Genomic DNA, 22,133 nt, shown 5'->3' with positions numbered 1-22,133 from the left:
ATGGTTGGCTTTATTGGTATCACAGTTGCAGATTTCTTCTCAGCACATTGAGAAAAAACTGTTATCCTGAAAAGAGTTATACGGTCACACTGAGATCGCAATGAAATATCAACAACTGGAAAATCTTGAAAGCGGCTGGAAGTGGAAATATCTGGTGAAAAAACACCGGGAAGGCGAACCCATCACCCGTTACATTGAAGCCAGCGCCGCACAAGAGGCCGTCGATGTTTTGCTGAAACTGGAACATGAACCGGTACAGGTTAATGACTGGATTATCCAGCATATTAATCCGCAGCTGGTCAACCGAATGAAGCAGACGATTCGTGCACGCCGTAAGCGCCATTTTAATGCCGAGCATCAGCATACTCGCAAGAAGTCTATCGACCTGGAGTTTGTGGTCTGGCAGCGGTTAGCTGGGCTTGCACAGCGCCGTGGTAAAACGTTATCTGAGACGGTTGTTCAACTGATTGAAGATGCGGAAAACAAAGAGAAGTATGTCAGTAAGATGTCCAGCCTTAAGCATGATCTGCAAGCTATGCTCGGCAAAGAAAAGTAACGCGATTTCTGATAGGTAAGTCATCGGTTGTGTGCTGAATTACAGACAAAAAAAACCCCGCAATGCGGGGTTTTTTATTAGACGGGAACTTAAGCCTGAGGCTGAGTTACAACGTCTTTGCTACCTTTAACTTCGATCTCTACACGACGATCTGGAGCCAGGCAATCGATCAGCGCAGCTTTCGCTTTCACGTTGTCGCAGGTGTTGCCAGTAACTGGGTTAGATTTACCCATGCCACGTGCGGAGATTTTGTCAGCTGGGATACCTTTAGAGATCAGGTAATCAACAACAGACTGTGCACGTTTTTCGGACAGACCCTGGTTGTAAGCTTCGGAACCGATGCGGTCAGTGAAGCCCAGAACCACTACGGAACCGTCTTTCGGATCCAGGTTGCTCAGCTGGCTGTACATCTGATCCAGAGCCTGCTTACCTTCTGGTTTCAGGCTAGCTTTGTTGAAGGTGAACAGAACGTCAGACTTCAGAGTGAAGTGTTTGGTCTGTACTTCTGGAGCTGGAGCTGGAGCTGGAGCAACTACTGGAGCCGCATCCTGCTGGCCGAAGCGGTAGGAAACGCCTACGCTCAGCATACCGTTATCAGGACGAACACCTACAGTGTTTGCGTCGCCGATGTTGTTAACCCACTGGTATTCCAGACGGGTAGCGATGTCACGAGTTACAGCCCACTCAACGCCGCCAGCGAATACTGGGGAAACGCCGGTGTCGTGGTGATCGCCAGCGATGTTGTTGCTGGAGTCAGCACGCCATACCATACCACCCAGACGAGTGTATACGTCCAGATCGTCAGTTACTGGGTAACCCAGTTTAGCGGTCAGCTGAACGCCCTGAGCTTTCAGTGCGCCATTGGTCTGGCTACCGGTGTATTCCATACGGCCCAGCCAGTCGTAACCCATTTCGAAACCAACGTACGGGTTAACCTGGTAACCACCGAACGCGCCTGCGCCCAGCTGGCTGTTGTGGGTAGAACCGTTGTTGTTCAGGTCACTCTGGTACCAGCCAGTGTCATGGAACTGGGACCAACCCAGTTTACCACCAGCATACCAGGTGTTGTCTTGCGGAGCGGCCTGCGCTACAGAAGCGAAGCCTGCCAGTGCCACTGCAATCGCGATAGCTGTCTTTTTCATTTTTTGCGCCTCGTTATCATCCAAAATTTGCCATGAAGTTCTAAGTAGACTCACGGTTAAATCCTTCACCGGGGGCGTGGCTTAGTTAATTACTCAGCAGATATCTGCGGTGTTAAGCTGAGCACCCCTGGCGATGTAAAGTCTACAACGTCGCTGAAAACTTACAAGTGTGAACTCCGTCAGGCTTATGAAAAAAAAAGAGTTGTATACGCAATATTTAACAAATAAGTCTAAAAAATAACCAATAAAAAACACTGAGAACCGCACCAGACAAGCATTCTGCTAAAAATATCGCATAAAAACGGACAGATAAAAAAGGTGCAAAAAAAATCCCAGGAATAATCCTAATTTCCGTTAATGGTACAAATTCGAGTGAATTTTTAGCCCATTAAATTGTCCAGTTGGGTGAGACGCGGTCGTAACTGGTCGCATAATGAACACCATTGCATTACCTTCCTCTGCGGCAGCCAGTAAACGCGTATGCTCTTCTGAAGACAATTCTTCTGTTAACCAACCGATAACTACACTGTAATTCCCGGTGCGTAATGCACGAACCATCGCATCAAGCATGTCATACGATGACATTTGGCGTAGTTGCATCACTTTCGCTAATGGTAGGCCAGAGGCTTGCACCCATTGGCGGCTCAGCTTCTGCTGTGGGGTAAGCCAAAGCTGCCAGCGCGACTGTTGCCCCAACTGCTGGAGTAATGGCAGCAGTAGCATTTGCGCCATCATAGGCTGATCTTCTCTGTACAGCACTTCGCTGACGAACGCCGTAGACGTACTTTTTGCAGGTGCAAAAGCATGAGAAGCCGTTGTAGCAACAGCGGCAGAAGATTGATTTACAACACCAGAAATATACATAGCTAATCCAACCTTGTGGGTTACTGTATGCATATACAGTACTACCCGTAAAATTAAAGATCAACCTCAATTTCTGAAAGTGACTCGCAAAATTGCATAGTAATTGCACGGTATGACAAATACACCTTGCTGTACTGAACGAACTTCCCTATGTTGCTTATTATGTATCCCATTAACGGATCTAATGTTTTCATGTCCATGATTATTAAGGATTGATCATGAAAATAATATCATATAGACGGATCTATCAATCCAAGGAATATTTCGAGTCCTTGGGCAAAGTTAAGTCACGAGCACTGTTTGGTGGCTATAGCCTTGCTATCGATAACACGGTTTTTGCTATGGTTGCGGAAGGTGAGCTGTATCTGAGGGTATGCGAAAAAAACGCGACCTATCAGGCGCAGCACTCCCCACCGTTGCTTACGCTACAAAAGCGAGGGCGTTCACAGCAGTTAAAATATTTTCAGGTTGACGAGAGTTTGTGGGGGGATAGGCCAGTATTGGTGCAGTTGGGAATGTGCGCGTTGGAGGATGCGCAACAGGAGAAAATGCAGCGCAAACAGGTGCCACGCTTGAAAGATTTACCGAATATCTCTTTTCGTATGGAGCAGTTGCTGAATGAAGTCGGCATTAAGGATAGCCGATCGTTACAGCAAATGGGGGCGAAAACCGCTTGGTTATTACTACGGCAGATTCGCAAGCAGTTAAGTGTTGATGTGCTTTATTCGCTTGAAGGGGCAATTACTGGCGTTCATGCTGCGGCACTCCCGGCGCAAAGACGCCAGGAGTTACAGGAATGGGCACAAAGCTATACCCAAGAACCATAGCTGATATGGCGTTATGCCAGAACCTGCTTTTGTAGCCGACAGATTTCAGGTAGTAGAGAAATCATCAGGCCAATTTGTTGCAATACCAATGGCTCTTTGCTGTCTGGACGAGGATCAAGATGCTGAATTCGTGCGGCTAACCCCGTTAATGCTTGCTGCACCCGCTCTTCGTCAGAAGGCAGGTGATGCAGAGCATCATCGACGTAGCAGACGGCGTCGTCCAAAAGAGCCAAAATTTCTGCAGTGTTCAGTTTCTCTCGATGTGCCCCGAGTGCGGAAATGTAGCTGGTTAAAGTATGGTTCAGACACAGTAGACGGAAGGCTGTTTCCCGCATTTCAGCGGTCACCTTCGGTTCGCTGGACATGTTCGATACCACTGACGCCAGTTCCGCATCTCGATTATGCGCATCGCGTCGCGCAATTCGATACGCAAGGCGATTATCACGCCCCTGGTGATACTGCTCCAGAATGGCATCCAGATAACGGCAGTTGGCATCGATAGCGCGTTCCAGTACACGCGGCAGGTTGCGGAACTTCCAGTCTGGCCAGATAAAACTCACCGCAAACCAGGCAATACCACAACCTATCAGCGTATCAATCACGCGCGGCAACGCCACTTCAAAGCCCTCGCCAAGCAAGTTAAAGCACAAGAGCACCAGTAACGTAATGAACATGGTGGCATGGGCATATTGCACGTTGCGAAAAGCGAAGAACAGCACGCCGGTAATAACGATAAGCGCCAATTGTCCTTCCAGTGATGGTACTAGCCACAGAATTGGCAGGCCGAGCGCGACACCGACCAACGTGCCGATAATACGCAGCGCCAGGCGGTGACGGGTGGCGCTATAGTTCGGTTGGCAGACAAACAGGCTGGTGAGCAAGATCCAATAGCCGTGTTGCAGCCCGGTAAACTGAATAAAGGCGTAGCCTGCGCACAGAACCAGCGACATGCGCACTGCATGGCGAAAGAGGGCCGACTCTGGCGACATGTTGCGGCTCAGGTGCGAACGAATATCGGCAAAACCGTGCAGGCTGTCATCTGCCAGCAGCGTTTCAGTTTCGCTTCTGGCCTGCGACTGTAGCTGTTCAGATTCAATTGTCGCGAGCTGGGCGTCAATCGCCCGTAGGTTGTTGAGCAAGAAACCCAGCGCTTTTATCTGCTCCGGTGCGACACCGCTGGCGCGTACGCGATCCAATGCGGCATCCAGGTGGGTAAAGGCGCGTTCAAAACGAGCATCATGTTGGTAAGGTGTACGCAACAGTACGGCTTTCGCCAGATCCTGGCAGGCCATCGACTGCATCGACAATAGGCGCTGAAAGCGGAACATCACATCGCTATAGCGGAAGCTATCACGCAGTGACTGATACTGGATGTGCGAAGAACTGGCGCGTTCGTGAATATCCTGAGCCACGAAATAGTAGTGCAGCGTTCGTCGCGTACTGCGCTGACCACGGTCGCCACGCAGACGAGTTAACAGCGAAACCTTGGTTTGGTTCAGCGTCGCCATCAATTGCCCGTTTGCCAGCGCCAGTTCATATAAAGGTGCCTGGTTTTCATCGTCGAGATCCGGGTCAAACAGGCGCGATTTTAGCTCAAGGTAGCGAGCGAGCTGTTCATAGCTGCGCGCCAGGTTATCCTGGAGTGGTCGAATAGGGAAAATCAAGTGCCCAGTCAGCGTCAGCACGTTATACCAGACGGCTCCGGCAATCAGCAGTAACGGCTGTTGATACCAGTGGGAATAGAGCGAAACCCCGAGCATGGTGTAAATGGCAATCAGTAGCGCACCAAAGGCGATGGTTGCGTAACGCTGCCCTAACCCGCCCAACAATATAAAGCCGACGGTGGAGACGGTTAACCCTAACGCGAAAAGCCACGGCCACGGGAATAGGAGTTCTACTGAGGTTGAGGCGATGAAAAAACAGATAAGCGTAATGACGAGGTTGCGTAACCGCCCGGTCAGGCGGTCGTCGAGATCGGTCAATGCGGCGGCAACCACCCCCAGCGTTAACGGAATAGTCAGTTTCGCATCACCCAGCCACCAGGGAAGGGCCGTTGTGCCCACCAGGGCGATAAATATTCTGGCGTTATATAACCAGGCGCTGTTCAAGGTATAGCGGCGAATCAGGGGGCTTAGCATGTCAACAAGTCGTCCTGATTACTGGAAGCGGCGGCGGGCATTGGCATCACGCGCGGCGCGCGCAACCTCGACAGGAACCACACGGCGGCCTACAGGCCACAGGGCGATGGCGGCAATTTTGAAGTTCGCAATGCCGACCGGGATACCAATAATGGTCAGGCATTGGGCAATCCCCGCCATGATGTGCGTTATGCACAGCCACCAACCGAACAGCACGAGCCACACAATATTGAGCAATGTGCCACCCGCGTTCATCACACTACTCTTCGCGCCAGGCTCCAGCTCATCAACATGAACGGCTTCGTTACCATAAGGCAACAGCGACAGCTTGGTAATTTCCCAGCAAGAGCGTGTTAACGGCAATGTAATAATCAGGATGACACTGAGCAGCGTTGCCAGCAGCCAGCCCAGGGTTGTCAGAAAACCACCCAGGACAAAATTCAAAATATTCAGAACAGTACGCATAAATCCTCTGTGCAGTGCTGTGAAAAGTAAGACCTTATGATTGTAACGTTTTTTTACGCTGGAGCACCTATTCTCTGGCGGTTACACTGTGAGATATCGAAAACGTCAGGATTCGGCAGCACATGGAATTAAAAGCAACGACGCTCGGCAAGCGCATGGCGCAGCATCCGTATGACCGAGTTGAAATTCTCAACGCAGGCGTTCGGGTTTCCGGCCCTCAACATGAATATCTCATTCCTTTCAATCAGTTATTAGCGATTAACTGTAAGCGTGGGCTGGTATGGGGAGAGCTGGAATTCGTTCTGCCAGAGGATAAAGTTGTGCGCCTGCACGGTACGGAGTGGGGCGAGACACAGCGTTTTCATCGTCATCTTCTGGGGCTATGGCAGCAATGGAGCGCGGAAATGAGCGATATTGCTGCGAATCTTTTGCAATCACAGTTGGCGATTATTGCGGGCAACAGCGAACAAACGCATTGGTTAACACGCCAGCAGGCGCAGGGTATTCGCCAGCAAATCGTTCGGGCGTTAGAAGGATTGCCGCTTCCCACTCGCCGCCTTGAAGAGTTTGATAACTGCCGTGACGCCTGGCATCAGTGTCAGGCCTGGCTGGCGGATAACGAGAACGGTCGGGCGCAGCATAACCAGCGTTATACCGACGAGATGTTGGCGCAGTACCACGAATTTTTCGAGCAGATAGAGTCTTCGCCGCTTAACCCATCGCAGGCGTGTGCGGTCGTCAACGGCGAGCGTTCGTTACTGGTATTGGCGGGAGCGGGCAGCGGTAAAACATCGGTGCTGGTCGCGCGTGCGGGTTGGTTGCTGGCGCGTGGCGAAGCATCGGCGGAGCAAATTTTGCTGTTGGCATTTGGCCGTAAAGCGGCGCAGGAGATGGACGAACGCCTGCAAACGCGCTTGCACACCGATGCCATCACCGCGCGCACCTTCCATGCGCTGGCGCTTTCTATTATTCAACAGGGCAGCAAAAAAGTGCCCGTGGTGAGTAAACTGGAAAACGATGCCCTCGCTCGCTACACACTGTTTACGCAATGTTGGCAGCAGCAGTGCCGCGAGAAAAAAGCGCAAGCCAAAGGTTGGCGGCTGTGGTTGCAAGATGAGATGGGCTGGGATGTCGCAGAAGATAATTTCTGGGAAGACGACAAAATTATCAAACGTATGGGTAGCCGGCTGGATCGCTGGGTTAGCCTGATGCGAATGCACGGCGGCTCACAGGCGGAGATGATTGCCGGTGCGCCGGAAGAGGTGCGTGAGCTGTTCGGTAAACGCGTTAAATTGATGGCTCCACTACTGAAAGCATGGAAAACCGCGCTAAAAGAGGAGAACGCTGTTGATTTCTCCGGGCTGATCCATCAGGCCATTAATATCCTGGAGAAAGGGCGGTTTGTCAGCCCGTGGAAACATATTTTGGTCGATGAATTCCAGGATATTTCCCCACAACGCGCGGCACTGCTGGCAGCACTGCGTAAACAAAACTCGCAAACATCGCTCTATGCCGTAGGGGATGACTGGCAGGCCATTTATCGCTTTAGCGGTGCGCAATTGTCGTTAACGACTGCCTTCACGCATTACTTTGGTGAAGGTGATAATTGTGCGTTGGATACTACCTACCGCTTTAATAGCCGTATTGGCGAGATAGCGAACCGCTTTATTCAGCAAAACCCACATCAGCTCAGTAAGCCGCTCAACAGCCTGACGGCTGGTGATAAAAACGCGGTAACGCTGCTGGAAGATGACAAACTCGACGCTCTGTTCGATAAGATGAGTGGCTATGTCACGGCGGAGCAGCGGATTTTAGTCCTCGCGCGTTACCATCATCTGAAGCCTGCTGCGCTGGAAAAAGCCGCTACACGCTGGCCGAAGTTGAATATCGATTTTATGACGGTTCATGCCAGTAAAGGGCAACAGGCGGATTATGTCATTGTGCTGGGCTTGCAGGAAGGCTTTGACGGTTTTCCGGCTCCAGCGCGGGAGTCGATTATGGAACAGGCGCTATTACCCGCAGCGGAAGACTTCCCCGATGCCGAGGAGCGGCGGTTGCTGTATGTGGCGATGACGCGTGCCCGTTTGCGAGTTTGGTTGCTGTTTAATAAAGCACAGCCTTCGCCATTTGTGGAGGAACTTAAGCTGTTGTCCGTACCGGTGGCGCGCAAACCATAACAGTCACCCGGCGCAGGCGTTACAGCGCCGGGGTATTTAGCGGCTTATTTCAGGCGTTCGGCCAGGTAGCGTTGATAATCAGGGATCAGAATATCGACCGGTTCACTGAAATTTGGCGACTGGATAATAAAGTCAGCGGTAGATGCGTTGGTGGCGACAGGGATATTCCACACGGTTGCCAGGCGAAGCAGGGCTTTGACGTCCGGGTCGTGCGGCACGGCGTTGAGTGGGTCCCAGAAGAAAATCAGCACGTCGATTTTACCTTCTGAAATCAATGCGCCAACCTGCTGGTCACCGCCCATCGGGCCACTCAGCATTGCTTGTACTTCCAGACCCGTGGCTCGCTGAATCAGGTTGCCGGTGGTCCCGGTTGCCGACAGCGTGTGTTGCGCCAGACATTCCTGATGGCGCTGCACCCATTTCATCAGCATATCTTTGCAGTGATCGTGCGCAACCAGAGCAATGTGTTTGCGCGCCGCTAAGGTGCGAGTTGTTAATTCCATAAAACCTTTCCCTAAGTGTTAAATCCAGACAGATTACTGCAAGCGAATCAGGCTGCAAGCCCTGAATCGCAAAAATTTGACGCACGACGTCAGAGGACTAGCATACACTTAACATATTGGCCAGGAGGATAATGATGACTGAGAATGATATTGCCAGCATTTTGACCACCACGCGCACTATCGCGCTGGTTGGGGCTAGCGACAAGCCTGACCGCCCAAGCTATCGGGTAATGAAATACCTGCTGGATCAGGGCTACCATGTGATCCCCGTTTCGCCAAAAGTGGCGGGCACGACGCTATTGGGGCAGAAAGGTTATGCAACGCTCGCTGATGTTCCTGAAAAGGTCGATATGGTGGATGTGTTCCGTAATTCAGAAGCCGCGTGGGGCGTGGCTCAAGAAGCCATTGCCATTGGTGCAAAAACGCTGTGGTTGCAGCTAGGTGTGATAAACGAACAGGCGGCGGTATTAGCTCGAAACGCCGGCTTGCATGTGGTGATGGACAAATGCCCAGCGATTGAAATCCCACGTTTAGGGTTGGCTAAATAATAAAAACCCCGCATTCGCGGGGTTCAATTTATGGTGCTGACGTCAGTTGCGTAGCCGTGGGGCCTGTAGCTGTCGGCGAATGGTACGCGCCAGTTCATCCATCGAAGGTTGTTCAGGATGCTCTTCGCTGGGCTCGCTGCTCAACTGGGCTTCGGCCAGGTAAGTATGCATCGGCTGGCCGTCGTCATCTTCCATCACCACGTGATACCAGGGCAGCGCGCGGAGTTCATCGTTGGCCGCCAGATCGTCCGGCTCAGGTTCGTCAAGCGAGTAAACCGGGTCGATATCTACCACCACGCCCAGATAGCCCAGTAAGGAGTGACGCACTTGCTGGCCAATGCCGAATTTGCTGGTAATTATCATACACACCTCCCAGTCAATGGCCTCTATCTTTCATATATAGACACCATTTCTCTTTTCAAGTTACATGATGCGGCAGGCAAATCCTTTCAGATACAATCCTTCCGGGTATGTCGCAATTACCGGGTGGTCGGCTGCCTGGCGGAACTGTTCTATAAATTGTACATCACGACCAGCATCTACTGCGGCATCGGCGATGATTTTCTGGAATAAATCCGTGGTCATCAGGCCAGAACAAGAGAATGTCAGTAGCACACCGCCAGGATTCAGCAACTGGATAGCCAGCATGTTGATGTCTTTATAGCCACGACATGCGCCCTGAAGTTGGCTTTTGTTTTCGACAAATTTCGGCGGATCCATCACGATAACGTCGAATTTCTCGCCCTGATCACGGTATTTGCGCAGCAGTTTGAAAACGTCATCGCGAACAAATTCCGCTTTGCTGAGGTCGAGCTTGTTTAACTCCACGTTCTGGCGTGCGACATCCAGCGCTTCCTGGGAAGTATCGACGCTGGTGACCTGACGGCAGCCGCCCATCAGCGCAGAAACTGCAAAGCCACCGGTGTAAGAGAAGCAGTTCAGTACGCGCTTATCGGCGACGTAACGGCGCGTTGCCAGGCGGCTATCGCGCTGATCAAGGTAATAACCGGTTTTATGCCCACCTTGAATATCTACCAGCAGCTTCATGCCGTGTTCTTCAATTGGCAGCAGGGCGGGCGGCAATTCGCCAGTGACTGGGCCTTGCGTGAGATCCATCCCTTCTTTTTTACGTACCGCAACGTCGCTGCGATCGTAAATGGCGCATTCTGGATACAGCGTTTGCAGCGCGCTGATTAACGCTGCGCGCTGGTATTCCGCGCCTGCGCTCAGTAATTGCAGCACCAGGAATGAACCAAAACGGTCGATGGTGACGCCAGGCAAACCGTCAGATTCACCGGCAATCAGGCGGTAGCTGTCCAGGCCGTCTTGCTGGGCCAGCCAGTCGCGCCAGCGCTGCGCTTGTTGCAGGCGGCGGACGAAAAAGTCGATATCAATGGTTTCATTGGCGTCAAACGTCCAGACGCGAGCGCGGATTTGTGACGCTGGAGAATACGCGCCACGGGCTAACCATTTCCCCTGATGATCGACAATATCAATGGTCTCACCGAGGCTGGCTTTGCCTTCCATGCGGGCAATCGCACCGGAAAAAACCCAGGGATGGCGGCGCAGCAATGATTTTTCGCGCCCTTTGGCTAACACTAAACGTACACTCATAGTTTTTTTATCTGGTTATTTGAAGGAATCAGGCTGCATTTTCCCGACTTCGCTGCATAAATGCAACGAACAGCGGAAGAATGTGAGGGTATTTGACGTTACAGTGTTGATATACGGTGCAACGCATGTGGAGGAGATCAACGATGGATAAATGTGTTATCTGCTGGGTTTACGGGAACGTGCAGGGCGTGGGCTTTCGCTATTTTACCCAACAAGAAGCGATGCGTCTGGGGCTGCGTGGCTACGCCGCGAACCTGGATGACGGCAGCGTGGAAGTGGTTGCCTGCGGCGCTGGCGAGCAGGTTGAAAAACTATTGGCGTGGCTCAAGGCGGGTGGGCCACGAAGTGCACGGGTTGATAAAGTCCTGATGGAGCCTCATCAACCCGAAAAGACGTGGAACAACTTCAGCATTCGCTATTAAATGCATTTCACCGGTTTTGGCAGACCGGCAATTTTTGTGGCCTGCTTTGCCGGGCCTTTCGGGAACAGGCGATGCAGATAACGGCTGTTGCCTTTCTCTTCGCCAAAGGTATTGGCCATCGCTTTAACCAGCATACGGATAGCCGGAGAAGTATTGAATTCCAGATAGAACTCGCGCACAAAGCGCACGACTTCCCAGTGCTCCGGGCTGAGCGTAATACCTTCATTGGCGGCAATCGCTTGTGCCAACCCTTCGCTCCATTGCGTGGTGTCTTTGAGATAACCTTCGTTATCCGTCTCGATTTCGGTATTTTCGTAGATAAGCATAATTTTTCACACTGCCAACAAATGCTGGCAAGTGTAGCAAATAAAAAGGCCCCGCATAAGCGAGGCCTTGTGTGGGTAAGCTGGGGTTAGTCGCGGCTTGCGAAGCCCAGAATGCTCAGCAGGCTGACAAAGATGTTGTACAGCGAGACATACAGGCTAACCGTTGCGCGGATGTAGTTCGTCTCACCGCCACGAATAATGTTGCTGGTCTCAAACAGGATAGCACCCGAAGAGATAAGGATGAACACCGCACTAATCGCCAGATGCAACGCTGGCAGTTGCAGGAAGATGTTCGCCACCATACCAATCAGCACTACCACGATGCCCGCCATCAGCATACCGCCGAGGAAAGACATGTCTTTACGGGTCGTAAGCACATAGGCCGAGCAGCTAAAGAACACCAGTGCCGTACCGCCCAACGCCATACCGATAACGTCGCCCATGCCCGCAGACAAATACGCATTCAGAATTGGCCCCAGGATATAGCCCAGGAAGCCGGTGAAGGCGAAGGCTGACAGAATACCTACCGGTTTATCCGCCGTTTTATGGGTCAGGAACATCAGGCCATACATGCCGACCAGCGTCAGAATTAACCCTGGGGATGGCAGCATCAGCACGGTGCTGGCGGTCGCGGTGATGGCGGAAAACGCCAGCGTCAGGCTCAGCAGAAAATAGGTGTTACGCAGGACTTTGTGTGTGCTCAGTAGTGATGAGCGGTCACGCGATGAAGTAATTATACGATCCATGAGTCACTCTCTTATGACAGATGTTATTAGTAACTCAGCATAAGAAAAGTCGCTTTTATTCCCTAATGCTTTTACCCATCTTTACTCAGCCCTAACGCAGGACTTTTGGTGGCTCACAAATTCGAGCGATAAAGCCCGCTGGATCGAGATCAATCTCTTATAGGTCGTTGTAAGAACTTGCATTATTGAGTGTCCATGCCAACAGTGAAGAGGGTAATAACAACAAGGCAATGGAAATGAAATTATATCAACATAACAACATCACGATAGCGTTACTGGCTCTGGGTTTTATTGGGGCGGCTCAGGCGGCGAACGTGCCGGAAGGGACGGCACTGGCTGATAAACAGGAGCTGGTTCGCAGTAACGGTAATGAACCGGCATCGCTGGACCCACATAAAGTCGAAAGCGATGTGGAATACAATATTATCAGCGACCTGTTTGATGGGCTGGTGGCGGTAAAACAGGACGGCAGTATTGAGCCTCGGTTGGCAGAATCCTGGGAGAATAAAGACAACACCGTCTGGACGTTCCATCTGCGCCCTGGCATCAAGTGGTCAGACGGTTCAGCAATCACCGCGCAAGATGTTGTCTGGAGTTGGCAGCGCCTGGTGTCGCCCGCTACAGGCTCACCGTATGCCAGTTATCCGGGCAATATGCATATTGTTAACGCCGCTGATATCGCACTTGGTAAAAAAGAGCCTGATACGCTCGGAGTGAAGGCGCTCAACGACACTACGCTTGAGATAACGCTCAGCCAGCCCACGTCATCATTCCTCGCAATGCTCGCGCACCCGTCGCTGGTTCCCCTTGATAAAGTGTTGATTACTCGTTATGGCGATCAGTGGGTGAAGCCGGAGCATTTTGTTAGTAGTGGGGCTTATACTCTTTCGCAGTGGGTGGTTAACGAACGTATTGTGGCGGCGCGTAACCCTCACTATTGGGATGATAAACACACCGTGATTAATCGCGTGACTTATCTTCCCATTCGTTCCGAAGCCTCAGACGTTAACCGCTATAAAGCGGGTGAGGTGGATATTGTCTACACACTGCCGATTAACCAGTTTAGCCAGCTACAGAAAACGCTAGGCGACCAGGTGGATGTTTCGCCACAGTTGGCGACTTACTACTATCAATTTAATACTACGCGTGCGCCGTTCAACGATGCGCGCGTTCGTCGTGCGCTTAATATGGCGTTAGATAAAGACATTATTGCTGAGAAAGTTTTGGGGCAGGGGCAGCGCCCTGCGTGGGTGGTGAGCCAGCCGGAGATTGGCGGGGTGACGTTGCACGGCCCGGATTATGCTACCTGGCCGCGAGAAAAACGCCTTGCCGAGGCGAAAAAGTTGCTGGCAGAAGCGGGGTTCAGTGATTCACACCCGTTATCGTTTAATCTGCTTTATAACACCTCAGAATCGCATCAGCGGATCGCTATTGCGGCGGCCTCCATGTGGAAGAAAAATCTCGGTGTTGAAGCGAAGCTGCAAAACCAGGAGTGGAAAACCATGCTGGACGCGATGCATACCGGTAATTTTGATGTGGTGCGCTACGCCTGGATTGCCGATTACGCCGATGCCTCTACCTTCCTGAATACGTTCCGTACCGGTGATAGTGAAAATACAGCTAAGTACAGCAATCCTGATTATGACGAGGTTTTGCGAGATGCCGCGAAAGCGCAGGATAACGCTCAGCGTGCCCGTGATTATCAGCAAGCGGAAGACTTACTGGCGCGCGATGTTCCGGCCATTCCGGTCTATCACTATGTGCGAACGCACTTAGTTAAACCGTGGGTGGGCGGATTTAGCGCAGATAGCCTTGGGTATTACTACACCAAAGATATGTATATCAAAAAGCATTAAGCCGAATAACAGCGGATAAGGCGCTGCAAAACTGCTCATTTTGTTGTTTTTTCAGGCGAATAACAGCTTTTTGGCTATTTTTCAGGCGAACGAACACATTGGTGCTTTACAGGGGCGTTCGGGATGTTTATAGTGCGCCTCATTGGAAGCGTGGCCGAGCGGTTGAAGGCACCGGTCTTGAAAACCGGCGACCCGAAAGGGTTCTAGAGTTCGAATCTCTACGCTTCCGCCAATTAAAAGAAGGGGTTACCGAAAGGTAACCCCTTTTTGCATTTGCGCTATAGAATATTCTTACTCGGTCGATGGCTGATCCAGCGTTGGTGTTACCTTGGTTTTACGGTCGTACACTACAATTTGGCTCTCTGTCGCTAAAAATTTGTTTATCCTTGCTGCTCCCGTCGTAATCTGAGGTGGCTTTAGCCTTCAGGTTGAAGTATTGCGTTCATACACAGCGCAAAGACAGGCTCGCCCAAAGTAAACAACCGAGAAAAATAGCCAGCGTCATTCCCCCAAGTGCTATTGTTTCCGGCACTTTTCACTTTAGGTTGTGTGTTGTTTCTAACCGGTCGGATAACCATATAGGCCCTAATAAACTTCAATATGCGCCAGTGGCATTGCCGGATGGCGCTACGCTTATCCGGCCTACGGGGGGATTGTGTAGGCCTGATAAGGCGTAAGCCGCCATCAGGCATCGTGCATACACCAAAACGTTAATTCGGTTTCCAGCTTTGTAGGCCTGATAAGGCGAAGCCGCCATCAGGCGTTGCTGAGTCGCTATCTCTTCGTGTAAGCACCATGATATTTTTTCAATGCCAAAGCCTTCGGATCTCCAAAGGCTTCTGACTCATGTCCGGCGGATCCATTTGTTGAAATGCCAGACATTATTCCTCAACAGATCTCCCCAGCCAGGCGGCGCGACAGCTGTAGCGGCGGGCGGTACTCAGTGTCACATTAATGGCTGCCAACGCCATAACAATCAGCAGCACGCCGACTGCCAGCATGGTGCTGAAACCAAAGTGCTGATAGAGCAGCAGCCCGACGATGCCACCGCTGAGAAACGAAAACAGCGTGGTGAAGTGGGTGTAGAGCACCTTGCGTTGCTCGCGGTGGTTGAGGAGGGCGTCACGGCACTTGAGGGTGGCTAACATGGATCCCAGTGCGATACCGGCATCGGTAACCGTGCCGGTAATGTGCGTGGCGCGTACCCGTCCATTGGATAACTGTGTGGCGTTGGCGTTGTGAATGCCCATCAGAAACGCCAGCAAAATAATCGATTGCCGTTGAATGTCTGAAGAGGAGAACAGAAGTTCAAATAAGGACATCAGTGTTAATGCCACCCCCTCCAGCAGGAGCACCAGGCAGTAGATGGTCCGCAGCCGATGTTTGATTCCTGCTGCTACTATTACTCTGGCAACGAAAGCGCCGCTAATAAACGCCATAAGAATGGCACAAAGGAAAATAAAATTTCGTATATCAAAACTGTTAATTTCTGTCGATAACTGCGAGATGTTTCCACTCATATGCGATGGAAAAAAGCCAAATGCACTGAGGGCCAGAGCATTCAGGATGCCGGCACTGGTGGCAAGCAGCAGTGCCAGCCAGCGATCCTCTCCGTGGGAACGGGTTCGCTTACGTTTGATAAGCACAGTCTTTCTCCCTGTCGGTTGGTACGTTGATAAACAGTGAGCGAAGGGTAGTGTTGTCGCATTAAGCGGTAAATCAGGTGATATGCTGTCTTTTGTGATGCTGCTTGCCGATGTCTCTGACTCGAAAAGCGTTTAAACGCCCGCACTCGTGCGTTGGGGGTCATTACTCAGTGTGTCTGTCAGAAGACATGTTGCGGAAAATAAAAATTTAAAGGCATTTTGTGCTGATTTGTAGCAGCACGGTAAATTTTGTTATTCTCCACGGGCTTAAACCGCATGGCTCCGCCATTCAGTAGAAAACTCGCGCAGTCGCGGTGCGGAGATTGCGACAATCTGAAAGCACCGACAGGGCATGTTTACCGGGGAGGGTAAGAACACTATTTGATGTGATGATTGATGGGCTGGCACGGCCACCAACCTGAAAGTCGAGGGGGAGGGCAGTGTCACAAAACTTTGGCGGATTTCCGCTTACACAGTCCATCCGAATTTTTAAAATATAATGACAGGGAACCCTATGTGGTACTTACTGGCTACATCGCTACTTATACTTCAATTCAATAAAAAACTATCCGTTGCTCTGCTCGCGGTGACCGCCGCGATTGGTGGGTACACCCAGGTTCTTGACTGGCGGGCTATCGCATTTTTGGCTGTGTTAGCAATCATCTATGGTGTTTACCGTAAATTCAGCAACAAAATATTGCGCACGGTGTTGGAGATCCTGCTGCTGTTGGCATCAATTGGATTGATGCTGCATCTGATACCTGGCTTCCATAACCTCAGAGTGCTGGATGACGTCAGAGCAGGCCCTGAAAGCGCGCCATTTTCGCTGTATTACAACTTTGATAAAGCGCTGGTGCCGTTTGTATTGCTTATCTGTCTCAAATCGTTGTTCGTTACAGATAGCCGTCCGCATACCAAGCCCTGGTACTGGCTGGCACTAGCGGTTGCCGTACCTGTATTGCTGATGGTGGCGGTGGCGTTGGGGGGATTGAAAGTTGAGCCTCACCAACCTGAATGGTTGTTCCCGTTCGTGCTGGCCAACATCTTTTTCGTGTCGCTGGCGGAAGAGGCGCTTTTCCGTGGTTACCTACAGCAGCGTTTGGCTTCGCTGATGCATCCCGTGCTGGCGTTAATCATCGCTTCACTACTGTTTGGCGGGTTGCACTATGCTGGCGGTAGTTTGCTGGTTATTTTTGCCACCCTGGCGGGGCTGATTTACGGGCTGGCATGGATGTTAAGCGGAAGATTATGGGTCGCGGTGTTATTCCATGTCGGGTTGAATCTGTGCCATTTACTCTTTTTCACTTACCCGGTGTGGCAGCGGTTGCCGCATATAAGCTGATGAGCTGAAAACCTATCCCGTGCCTGTAACCCGTTTATTGTTACCGGCGATGGTGGAGGGAAACCCAATAAAAAAGGACAGGCCAAAGCCTGTCCTTTAACGTAATACGGCTACGTAACGCAGAAACTAGAAGTTATATTTGATGCCGATTGTAGCCGAGCTATCGTTATAACCTTTGTCGCCCACTTGCGTACCGACATTCCCCCACATATTCAGGCGTGGATTAATTTGCCCTTCAATACCCACTTTAACTTCACCGATGTTGCGAGCACCGGCCTGGCTGAGGCGGGCATTATCCATGCTCACGCTATAGCTACGGGTGTTGTGCAGCCAGTTCGCTTCGATGAACGGTTCAAACGTGCGGCCTTTATTGTCATCCATCGCATGGTGGCTCTTGAGATAAGCACGCATACCCAGGCGGGTTTGTACGTTGCCATCACCATCGTTGCTGATACGAGTACCATTATTTTCACGATGATTATCTGCCTTCACGCCCATCCAGGTTGCCTGAGCCTGCGGCTGGATAAACCACTCATTGAGCGTCCCCTGGCTGCCTGAAAACTCGCCCATTTTCAGGGTATAACCAGTTTCCAGCGAGGCGGTTAAGCCTTTTGATTTATAGGATTCACTGGCCAGTTTTTGGCCGTTAACCTGGTTGTTAAACCAGCTGTACTGAAGCCAGCTATCGACATACAGCCCGGTTTTATCTTCATCGTTGGCAAACCAGGTCGCGTAAGTGCCCACGCTGTAACCGTTGAGTGAGCCTTTTGAGGTGTAATTGGTGACTGAAGATCGTGTGGAGTTATGGTTATTACCATAACCGGCCATCAGGCCCAGATGGCCACGGTTCAGCCCATCGCTTGACCACTGAGCAACATCGCCGCCCAGTTGGGCGACATAGCTGTTGCTCTGCGTTTTCAACTGACCGCTGCCATCACGCCAGTTATTATGGCTGCCGATCTGACGTAACCACAGGCTGGTGACTTTCTTCTCATCGGTCAGGGCATCGACATACTGGGTTTCCCCTAAGCGGTCGTGCAGACGGGTGTTGAATAACGTGTTGGCGGCCGCGATGTTGGCAATGTAGCTACCCGCTTCCGGGCGATTAACACGCGCAGTATTTTCTGGCGGTTGGACGGGAGCAACAGGATCAATAGGCGCGACGGGGTCAGTAGGATCAACCGGCGGCTTGACGTTGGTTAAATACCAGTTGCGGCTATTAGCGCCAGTACCGCGAACCAGGGAATAATCGTAAGCACCACCAACAATACGGCCCTTTTGCGTGAAGATACCGTCAGATTTACCCGCCACATTGATAATCTCGATACCCGTCTGCGTGTAGTCACCCTGGCCACCGGCATTGGTGACGCTCACTTCAGTGTTACCGGAAGTATCACCTGTCACCACCATTTTATCGGACGCAGAGGTATCATTGCCTAGTGCGCTGTTTAGCGAGATGTGCCCATTATTCGCGGTGTAATTACCATTAACGGTCAGCGTAGTGCCCGCGACAGGCTTATAGTTAGCGTCACTGTGACCCAGCGTTACCCTGCCATTGTTGTTCAATGTACCGATATGATAGTTATTGACGCTAGCGGTAGCGCCATCTTTGCCAAGTATGAGCGCGGCATGGTTATCAGTGATATTGACATTGCCGCTGCCCAGCCCATCAGCGGACAACAACGTGATATTCCCGGAATTAATCGTGGTGTCAGCGGTCATCCCTGCACCGCTGCCGCTGATAATCAACTGGGCGCCATCAACTATCAGTTGGCCTGCACCGGTCAAATCGCCGTCAATGGTTCTTCCACCCCAGCCACTTGTTACGGTCAGGCTACCCTGATTAAAGTCCAGTATGCTGCCTGCTTCGGTCACAATGTTTTGCAAAGACTGGCTATGGCCGTTCATGTCGAACTTACCACCGCTGTGAATAGTCAGCAGATGACTCTTACCCAGAACATTATCGTTGCCCATTTTAAGAGCACCGGCGACGATATCGGTGTTGCCGCTGTAGCTATTAGCATCGTTAGATAAGCTGACATCGGTATCGGTCTTAATACGTAAACCGCCACCCCCGCTGATTTTGGCGCTGAGGTCGGCGGCGTTGCCGGTGTTACCTTCTGCATCCAACGTTAGTGCATGATCACCCTGATTTATCAGTTCAAGCTCGACTAAACCATAGCTAACATACAGCCCATCACCCCCCGCGCCACTGGTCAGACGGTAATCGTAAATCCCCTCCGCCGTGACAGTTCCATCATCCTGCATGATTATGGATTTTGTCTGTTGAGAGATGGCATTACCAGACGGGTCTACAAGCGTGAGATTACCGCCATCCCCAGTTACTGAACCGTTAGCACCGATCAACTCAACTAATACGCCCGCGTTATCCTGTTGAAGTAGAGGTGCCACGGTGTTTGGCATGCCTGGCAGGTTGCTAACCATCCCATCATTGCTGATTTGGATCTTACCATTGCCGGTCAAATCGAGTTTATTGCTGGTTTCAATAACGCGATCGCTGCTGATAACGCCTGGTGAAACGTCGCCAAATACCAGCGTGCCACCCTCGAAGGTCAGGCCGCCGATATTCTGTGTGCCAGTTCCGACAGTGGTGATATTACCACTGCCAATGTGCAGTGTGGCATTGGTGAGGGCGGTGGTATTTGTGTTATTCAGGTCAAAATGGTTGTTCTTGAGAATAACATCGCCAGCGAATTGATCGCCCGCCGCAGCGGTAAAATTGAAATTCGCATTGTTGTTGTCTGCGATGAGAGTACCATCACCGACCAATTTGTTATCAAAATCAAAATTGCCGGTGGTTTCTGCAATCAGTGTGCCGCCGCTCGCAATATTGATTTCATCAGTACCGAAATCGTCGTGAGTCGATGATGCGTTTTTATCCGTTGCCACCGTGCCGGTGATATTCCCGCTAATTGCTTTGACGGCAGAGGCTCTGTTCAACTTTACGCCACTGGTAATGGTTGAATTCGTCAGCGTTTTATCGCTATTAACGTCATGTGCACTTACCTCTCCGGCGACAATAAGCAACAATGGGGCAACAATTAAACCACTTTTAATGTTTTTACCACTTGAACCTTTAGTAGAAGCGCTTTTTGTCTTTCCTTTCCCTAATTCAGAGGCAACAACCCAGGCCATTAGAGAATAATTCCAAATAACACGGTATATTTTATTCATAGTAATACTCTACAGTATTGTTAGTGGCCGAATTGTTTCAACCAGAAATTAGGGGGTAATGATGTAAATCAAGTGTAAATACATTTAATGCATCAATCTTCACGATGATAGTAATATTGCGCAGTTTTCATCATACAATTGATTTTTACAATAATAGGGCGCATTTATTAGATAAATCCTAAAGCTACGCCAGTGCATTAGCTCTGATGCAATGATATGACCTGGGTTTTATATAATTCTTTGATTTTAAAATGAAATATTTAATGGTGGCTTTTGCTAATGACCATTAATGGCGTTTTGTTGCTGCCTTGTAATGAGTGGGTTATTTCCGCTCTACAGTTCTAATATGTACTTCAAGATTTCAGGCGGTTGGGAATATCAATAAGGCCACTTTCGTGGCCTTAAATCATCTGCGCTTAATGGCGAGTCAATCAGTGAAGATGAGAGGGGGAATTAGTTGAAGCCCAGGCGAACTAAATCCAATGGGCAATACAGACCATCGCAGCCTTCAATTTCTACACAGTCAGAACGGCGGACTTGTTCAGCCGTTTTACCTTCACTGTGAATAGACGTAATAACGCCCGTCGCGCCATTGTTAGCGACCATGACATGGCTGCCAATAGTGATAGCGTTACGGTTACGATCGTAAGTTTTCATCGTCTCCTCCTTTCACATTTCAAGACGGTTTAGTCAGCGGGAAAAGTAATACCGCTATGAAAAACGTCATGTTTTGAGCTTCGTCAAATTGATGTTTTTTTAGCGGAAAATTTAGTCATCAAACTCATCAACAATGCCATGCAAGTTCGCGAGGCTACGCTGTGTTTGTCTTATCGCGATATTGGATGGCATAAGTCGAATCTCATACCTAATAAACATCAAGCTACAGGCGATACTTTGTAGGCCTGATAAGGCGTAAGCCGCCATCAGGCGTTGCTGTGACATTGCCGTATGGCCTACGCTTATCCAGCCTCCGTTCGGTGTAAATAAATGGGGGCGAGTTAAGCAAAAACAAATAATGACTGCGATTGATCGCAATAAATGCTAAATATACGCGCCCGTTGTGGCACATAAAGATAAGTACAGTAATTATGTGCAATGTAAAATATTTATTTTTTAAATGTAATGGTTTTCATGATATTCGTTAATATAATTTTACGCGTTGTTTTCTTAGCTCTTTCTGTCGTCGCTGCCGTGCTGTGCCTGCATATTGATGTTAATATTTTCAGAAATGGCATCTCCGAATACTCTTTAACTGAGATAGTTCAGGAGTCTATTCTTGCGGTCATCATTTTTATCCATCTCATGCGGGCGATAAACAGCAGCAAGATGCGACTCTGCAATGTGCTGATCGCGGGCTTCTTTACCGCCATGCTGATTCGCGAACTGGATGCCGTATTTGACCTGATCTCCCACGGGAGCTGGGTATGGTTTGCATTAGCGGTGAGTTTTGCCACTCTTTTGTACGTGTTGCGTCACCCCCGGCAGATATTAGCCGAGCTGGCTGAGTATATCGAAAAGCCGTCCTATGGGCTGATGATTTCCGGGCTGCTGGCTATTCTGGTCTTTTCACGTGTGTTTGGGATGTCGATCCTCTGGCAATCTATTTTGCAGGAAGGATATGTGCGCGAAGTTAAGAATATGGTTGAAGAAGGATCGGAACTGTTCGGTTATATGCTGTGCCTGTGTGCGTCAATAGGGATATTAAATATCCGCTCACGGAAATAATGCGGAATAATTTTTTCCGCGTAACGGGGCTGTATCAGGAA

Annotated in this window: 20 protein-coding genes, 1 tRNA gene and 1 pseudogene; 9 read left to right on the top strand and 13 right to left on the bottom strand. The window is 50.4% G+C overall.

Features of this window, described 5'->3' with window-relative positions:
* Positions 1–100 precede the first annotated feature (100 nt).
* Entirely contained in the window at positions 101–556 is a 456-nt protein-coding gene (gene matP, locus AC6I4B_RS14780; protein WP_497766142.1) for a macrodomain Ter protein MatP, read from the top strand.
* An 89-nt stretch (positions 557–645) separates the two neighbouring features.
* Here the strand turns inward: matP and ompA are convergent, their stop codons facing one another.
* Together ompA and sulA are read right to left on the bottom strand one after the other, a co-directional pair.
* On the bottom strand, positions 646–1,698 hold the full coding sequence (gene ompA / locus AC6I4B_RS14775; protein ID WP_497766141.1) for a porin OmpA: 1,053 nt from the start codon (positions 1,696–1,698) through the stop codon (positions 646–648).
* A gap of 354 nt (positions 1,699–2,052) precedes the next feature.
* Positions 2,053–2,562, bottom strand: a complete 510-nt coding sequence (gene sulA / locus AC6I4B_RS14770) for an SOS-induced cell division inhibitor SulA (protein WP_497772189.1) — start codon at positions 2,560–2,562, stop codon at positions 2,053–2,055.
* A 218-nt stretch (positions 2,563–2,780) separates the two neighbouring features.
* Between sulA and AC6I4B_RS14765 the strand changes: the two genes are divergently transcribed.
* Complete coding sequence (locus tag AC6I4B_RS14765) at positions 2,781–3,389, top strand: TfoX/Sxy family DNA transformation protein (protein WP_497766139.1); 609 nt, start codon at positions 2,781–2,783, stop codon at positions 3,387–3,389.
* An 11-nt stretch (positions 3,390–3,400) separates the two neighbouring features.
* Here the strand turns inward: AC6I4B_RS14765 and yccS are convergent, their stop codons facing one another.
* Both yccS and AC6I4B_RS14755 read right to left on the bottom strand, forming a co-directional pair.
* Positions 3,401–5,527, bottom strand: coding sequence for a YccS family putative transporter (gene yccS, locus AC6I4B_RS14760; RefSeq protein ID WP_497766137.1), 2,127 nt, complete (start codon positions 5,525–5,527; stop codon positions 3,401–3,403).
* A gap of 18 nt (positions 5,528–5,545) precedes the next feature.
* Entirely contained in the window at positions 5,546–5,992 is a 447-nt protein-coding gene (locus AC6I4B_RS14755; protein WP_497766136.1) for a YccF domain-containing protein, read from the bottom strand.
* A gap of 122 nt (positions 5,993–6,114) precedes the next feature.
* Here AC6I4B_RS14755 and helD point away from each other — a divergent pair, with 122 nt between their 5' ends.
* Entirely contained in the window at positions 6,115–8,169 is a 2,055-nt protein-coding gene (gene helD, locus AC6I4B_RS14750; protein WP_497766134.1) for a DNA helicase IV, read from the top strand.
* A 44-nt stretch (positions 8,170–8,213) separates the two neighbouring features.
* Here the strand turns inward: helD and mgsA are convergent, their stop codons facing one another.
* Positions 8,214–8,672 carry a methylglyoxal synthase gene (mgsA, locus tag AC6I4B_RS14745; protein WP_497766133.1) on the bottom strand — a complete coding sequence of 153 codons (459 nt, stop codon included), beginning with the start codon at positions 8,670–8,672 and terminating at the stop codon, positions 8,214–8,216.
* Between the two features lie 134 nt (positions 8,673–8,806).
* Here mgsA and AC6I4B_RS14740 point away from each other — a divergent pair, with 134 nt between their 5' ends.
* On the top strand, positions 8,807–9,220 hold the full coding sequence (locus AC6I4B_RS14740; protein ID WP_497772188.1) for a CoA-binding protein: 414 nt from the start codon (positions 8,807–8,809) through the stop codon (positions 9,218–9,220).
* Between the two features lie 42 nt (positions 9,221–9,262).
* On the opposite strand, the gene hspQ is transcribed toward AC6I4B_RS14740, so the two are convergent.
* Positions 9,263–9,580 carry a heat shock protein HspQ gene (gene hspQ / locus AC6I4B_RS14735; RefSeq protein WP_497772186.1) on the bottom strand — a complete coding sequence of 106 codons (318 nt, stop codon included), beginning with the start codon at positions 9,578–9,580 and terminating at the stop codon, positions 9,263–9,265.
* Positions 9,581–9,643: 63 nt separating this feature from the next.
* Positions 9,644–10,834: a 23S rRNA (cytosine(1962)-C(5))-methyltransferase RlmI gene (gene rlmI / locus AC6I4B_RS14730; RefSeq protein WP_497766131.1), complete on the bottom strand. Its 1,191-nt coding sequence runs from the start codon at positions 10,832–10,834 to the stop codon at positions 9,644–9,646.
* A 143-nt stretch (positions 10,835–10,977) separates the two neighbouring features.
* Here rlmI and yccX point away from each other — a divergent pair, with 143 nt between their 5' ends.
* Positions 10,978–11,256: an acylphosphatase gene (gene yccX, locus AC6I4B_RS14725; protein ID WP_497766129.1), complete on the top strand. Its 279-nt coding sequence runs from the start codon at positions 10,978–10,980 to the stop codon at positions 11,254–11,256.
* On the opposite strand, the gene tusE is transcribed toward yccX, so the two are convergent.
* Positions 11,253–11,582 (bottom strand): sulfurtransferase TusE, encoded by a 330-nt coding sequence (gene tusE / locus AC6I4B_RS14720; protein WP_497766128.1) that lies wholly within the window; start codon positions 11,580–11,582, stop codon positions 11,253–11,255. The genes yccX and tusE overlap by 4 nt on opposite strands.
* 86 nt (positions 11,583–11,668) lie before the next feature.
* Positions 11,669–12,328, bottom strand: a complete 660-nt coding sequence (gene yccA, locus AC6I4B_RS14715; protein ID WP_349599944.1) for an FtsH protease modulator YccA — start codon at positions 12,326–12,328, stop codon at positions 11,669–11,671.
* Positions 12,329–12,564: 236 nt separating this feature from the next.
* Here yccA and AC6I4B_RS14710 point away from each other — a divergent pair, with 236 nt between their 5' ends.
* Both AC6I4B_RS14710 and AC6I4B_RS14705 read left to right on the top strand, forming a co-directional pair.
* Positions 12,565–14,184 carry an ABC transporter substrate-binding protein gene (locus AC6I4B_RS14710; protein ID WP_497766126.1) on the top strand — a complete coding sequence of 540 codons (1,620 nt, stop codon included), beginning with the start codon at positions 12,565–12,567 and terminating at the stop codon, positions 14,182–14,184.
* 144 nt (positions 14,185–14,328) lie between these two features.
* Positions 14,329–14,416, top strand: a tRNA-Ser gene (locus AC6I4B_RS14705).
* A gap of 59 nt (positions 14,417–14,475) precedes the next feature.
* On the opposite strand, the pseudogene AC6I4B_RS14700 reads toward AC6I4B_RS14705, so the two are convergent.
* Both AC6I4B_RS14700 and AC6I4B_RS14695 read right to left on the bottom strand, forming a co-directional pair.
* Positions 14,476–14,620 (bottom strand): annotated as a pseudogene (locus AC6I4B_RS14700) (tyrosine-type recombinase/integrase); the annotation flags it as partial.
* 445 nt (positions 14,621–15,065) lie between these two features.
* Positions 15,066–15,830, bottom strand: coding sequence for a YoaK family protein (locus AC6I4B_RS14695; RefSeq protein WP_497766124.1), 765 nt, complete (start codon positions 15,828–15,830; stop codon positions 15,066–15,068).
* Positions 15,831–16,344: 514 nt separating this feature from the next.
* Here AC6I4B_RS14695 and AC6I4B_RS14690 point away from each other — a divergent pair.
* Positions 16,345–17,172: a CPBP family intramembrane glutamic endopeptidase gene (locus AC6I4B_RS14690; RefSeq protein ID WP_497766122.1), complete on the top strand. Its 828-nt coding sequence runs from the start codon at positions 16,345–16,347 to the stop codon at positions 17,170–17,172.
* A gap of 126 nt (positions 17,173–17,298) precedes the next feature.
* Here AC6I4B_RS14690 and AC6I4B_RS14685 read toward each other — a convergent pair whose 3' ends face one another.
* Positions 17,299–20,367 (bottom strand): autotransporter outer membrane beta-barrel domain-containing protein, encoded by a 3,069-nt coding sequence (locus AC6I4B_RS14685; protein WP_497766120.1) that lies wholly within the window; start codon positions 20,365–20,367, stop codon positions 17,299–17,301.
* A 453-nt stretch (positions 20,368–20,820) separates the two neighbouring features.
* The gene (ydfZ, locus tag AC6I4B_RS14680; RefSeq protein ID WP_497766118.1) at positions 20,821–21,024 is read right to left on the bottom strand and encodes a putative selenium delivery protein YdfZ; all 204 of its coding nucleotides are present in this window, start codon (positions 21,022–21,024) and stop codon (positions 20,821–20,823) included.
* Positions 21,025–21,498: 474 nt separating this feature from the next.
* Between ydfZ and AC6I4B_RS14675 the strand changes: the two genes are divergently transcribed.
* Positions 21,499–22,092, top strand: coding sequence for a transporter (locus tag AC6I4B_RS14675; protein WP_497766116.1), 594 nt, complete (start codon positions 21,499–21,501; stop codon positions 22,090–22,092).
* Positions 22,093–22,133: the final 41 nt, after the last annotated feature.

It is taken from the genome of Kluyvera fluvialis, assembly GCF_059725275.1.
This window is presented reverse-complemented; position numbering and strand designations above follow the sequence as displayed.

What these genes read in the sequence shown, in the direction of transcription:
- matP (WP_497766142.1), top strand. Translation starts at nt 101, where the DNA reads ATGAAATATCAACAACTGGAAAATCTTGAAAGCGGCTGGAAGTGGAAA.
- ompA (WP_497766141.1), bottom strand. Translation starts at nt 1,698, where the DNA reads ATGAAAAAGACAGCTATCGCGATTGCAGTGGCACTGGCAGGCTTCGCT.
- sulA (WP_497772189.1), bottom strand. Translation starts at nt 2,562, where the DNA reads ATGTATATTTCTGGTGTTGTAAATCAATCTTCTGCCGCTGTTGCTACA.
- AC6I4B_RS14765 (WP_497766139.1), top strand. Translation starts at nt 2,781, where the DNA reads ATGAAAATAATATCATATAGACGGATCTATCAATCCAAGGAATATTTC.
- yccS (WP_497766137.1), bottom strand. Translation starts at nt 5,527, where the DNA reads ATGCTAAGCCCCCTGATTCGCCGCTATACCTTGAACAGCGCCTGGTTA.
- AC6I4B_RS14755 (WP_497766136.1), bottom strand. Translation starts at nt 5,992, where the DNA reads ATGCGTACTGTTCTGAATATTTTGAATTTTGTCCTGGGTGGTTTTCTG.
- helD (WP_497766134.1), top strand. Translation starts at nt 6,115, where the DNA reads ATGGAATTAAAAGCAACGACGCTCGGCAAGCGCATGGCGCAGCATCCG.
- mgsA (WP_497766133.1), bottom strand. Translation starts at nt 8,672, where the DNA reads ATGGAATTAACAACTCGCACCTTAGCGGCGCGCAAACACATTGCTCTG.
- AC6I4B_RS14740 (WP_497772188.1), top strand. Translation starts at nt 8,807, where the DNA reads ATGACTGAGAATGATATTGCCAGCATTTTGACCACCACGCGCACTATC.
- rlmI (WP_497766131.1), bottom strand. Translation starts at nt 10,834, where the DNA reads ATGAGTGTACGTTTAGTGTTAGCCAAAGGGCGCGAAAAATCATTGCTG.
- yccX (WP_497766129.1), top strand. Translation starts at nt 10,978, where the DNA reads ATGGATAAATGTGTTATCTGCTGGGTTTACGGGAACGTGCAGGGCGTG.
- tusE (WP_497766128.1), bottom strand. Translation starts at nt 11,582, where the DNA reads ATGCTTATCTACGAAAATACCGAAATCGAGACGGATAACGAAGGTTAT.
- yccA (WP_349599944.1), bottom strand. Translation starts at nt 12,328, where the DNA reads ATGGATCGTATAATTACTTCATCGCGTGACCGCTCATCACTACTGAGC.
- AC6I4B_RS14710 (WP_497766126.1), top strand. Translation starts at nt 12,565, where the DNA reads ATGAAATTATATCAACATAACAACATCACGATAGCGTTACTGGCTCTG.
- AC6I4B_RS14690 (WP_497766122.1), top strand. Translation starts at nt 16,345, where the DNA reads ATGTGGTACTTACTGGCTACATCGCTACTTATACTTCAATTCAATAAA.
- AC6I4B_RS14685 (WP_497766120.1), bottom strand. Translation starts at nt 20,367, where the DNA reads ATGAATAAAATATACCGTGTTATTTGGAATTATTCTCTAATGGCCTGG.
- ydfZ (WP_497766118.1), bottom strand. Translation starts at nt 21,024, where the DNA reads ATGAAAACTTACGATCGTAACCGTAACGCTATCACTATTGGCAGCCAT.
- AC6I4B_RS14675 (WP_497766116.1), top strand. Translation starts at nt 21,499, where the DNA reads ATGATATTCGTTAATATAATTTTACGCGTTGTTTTCTTAGCTCTTTCT.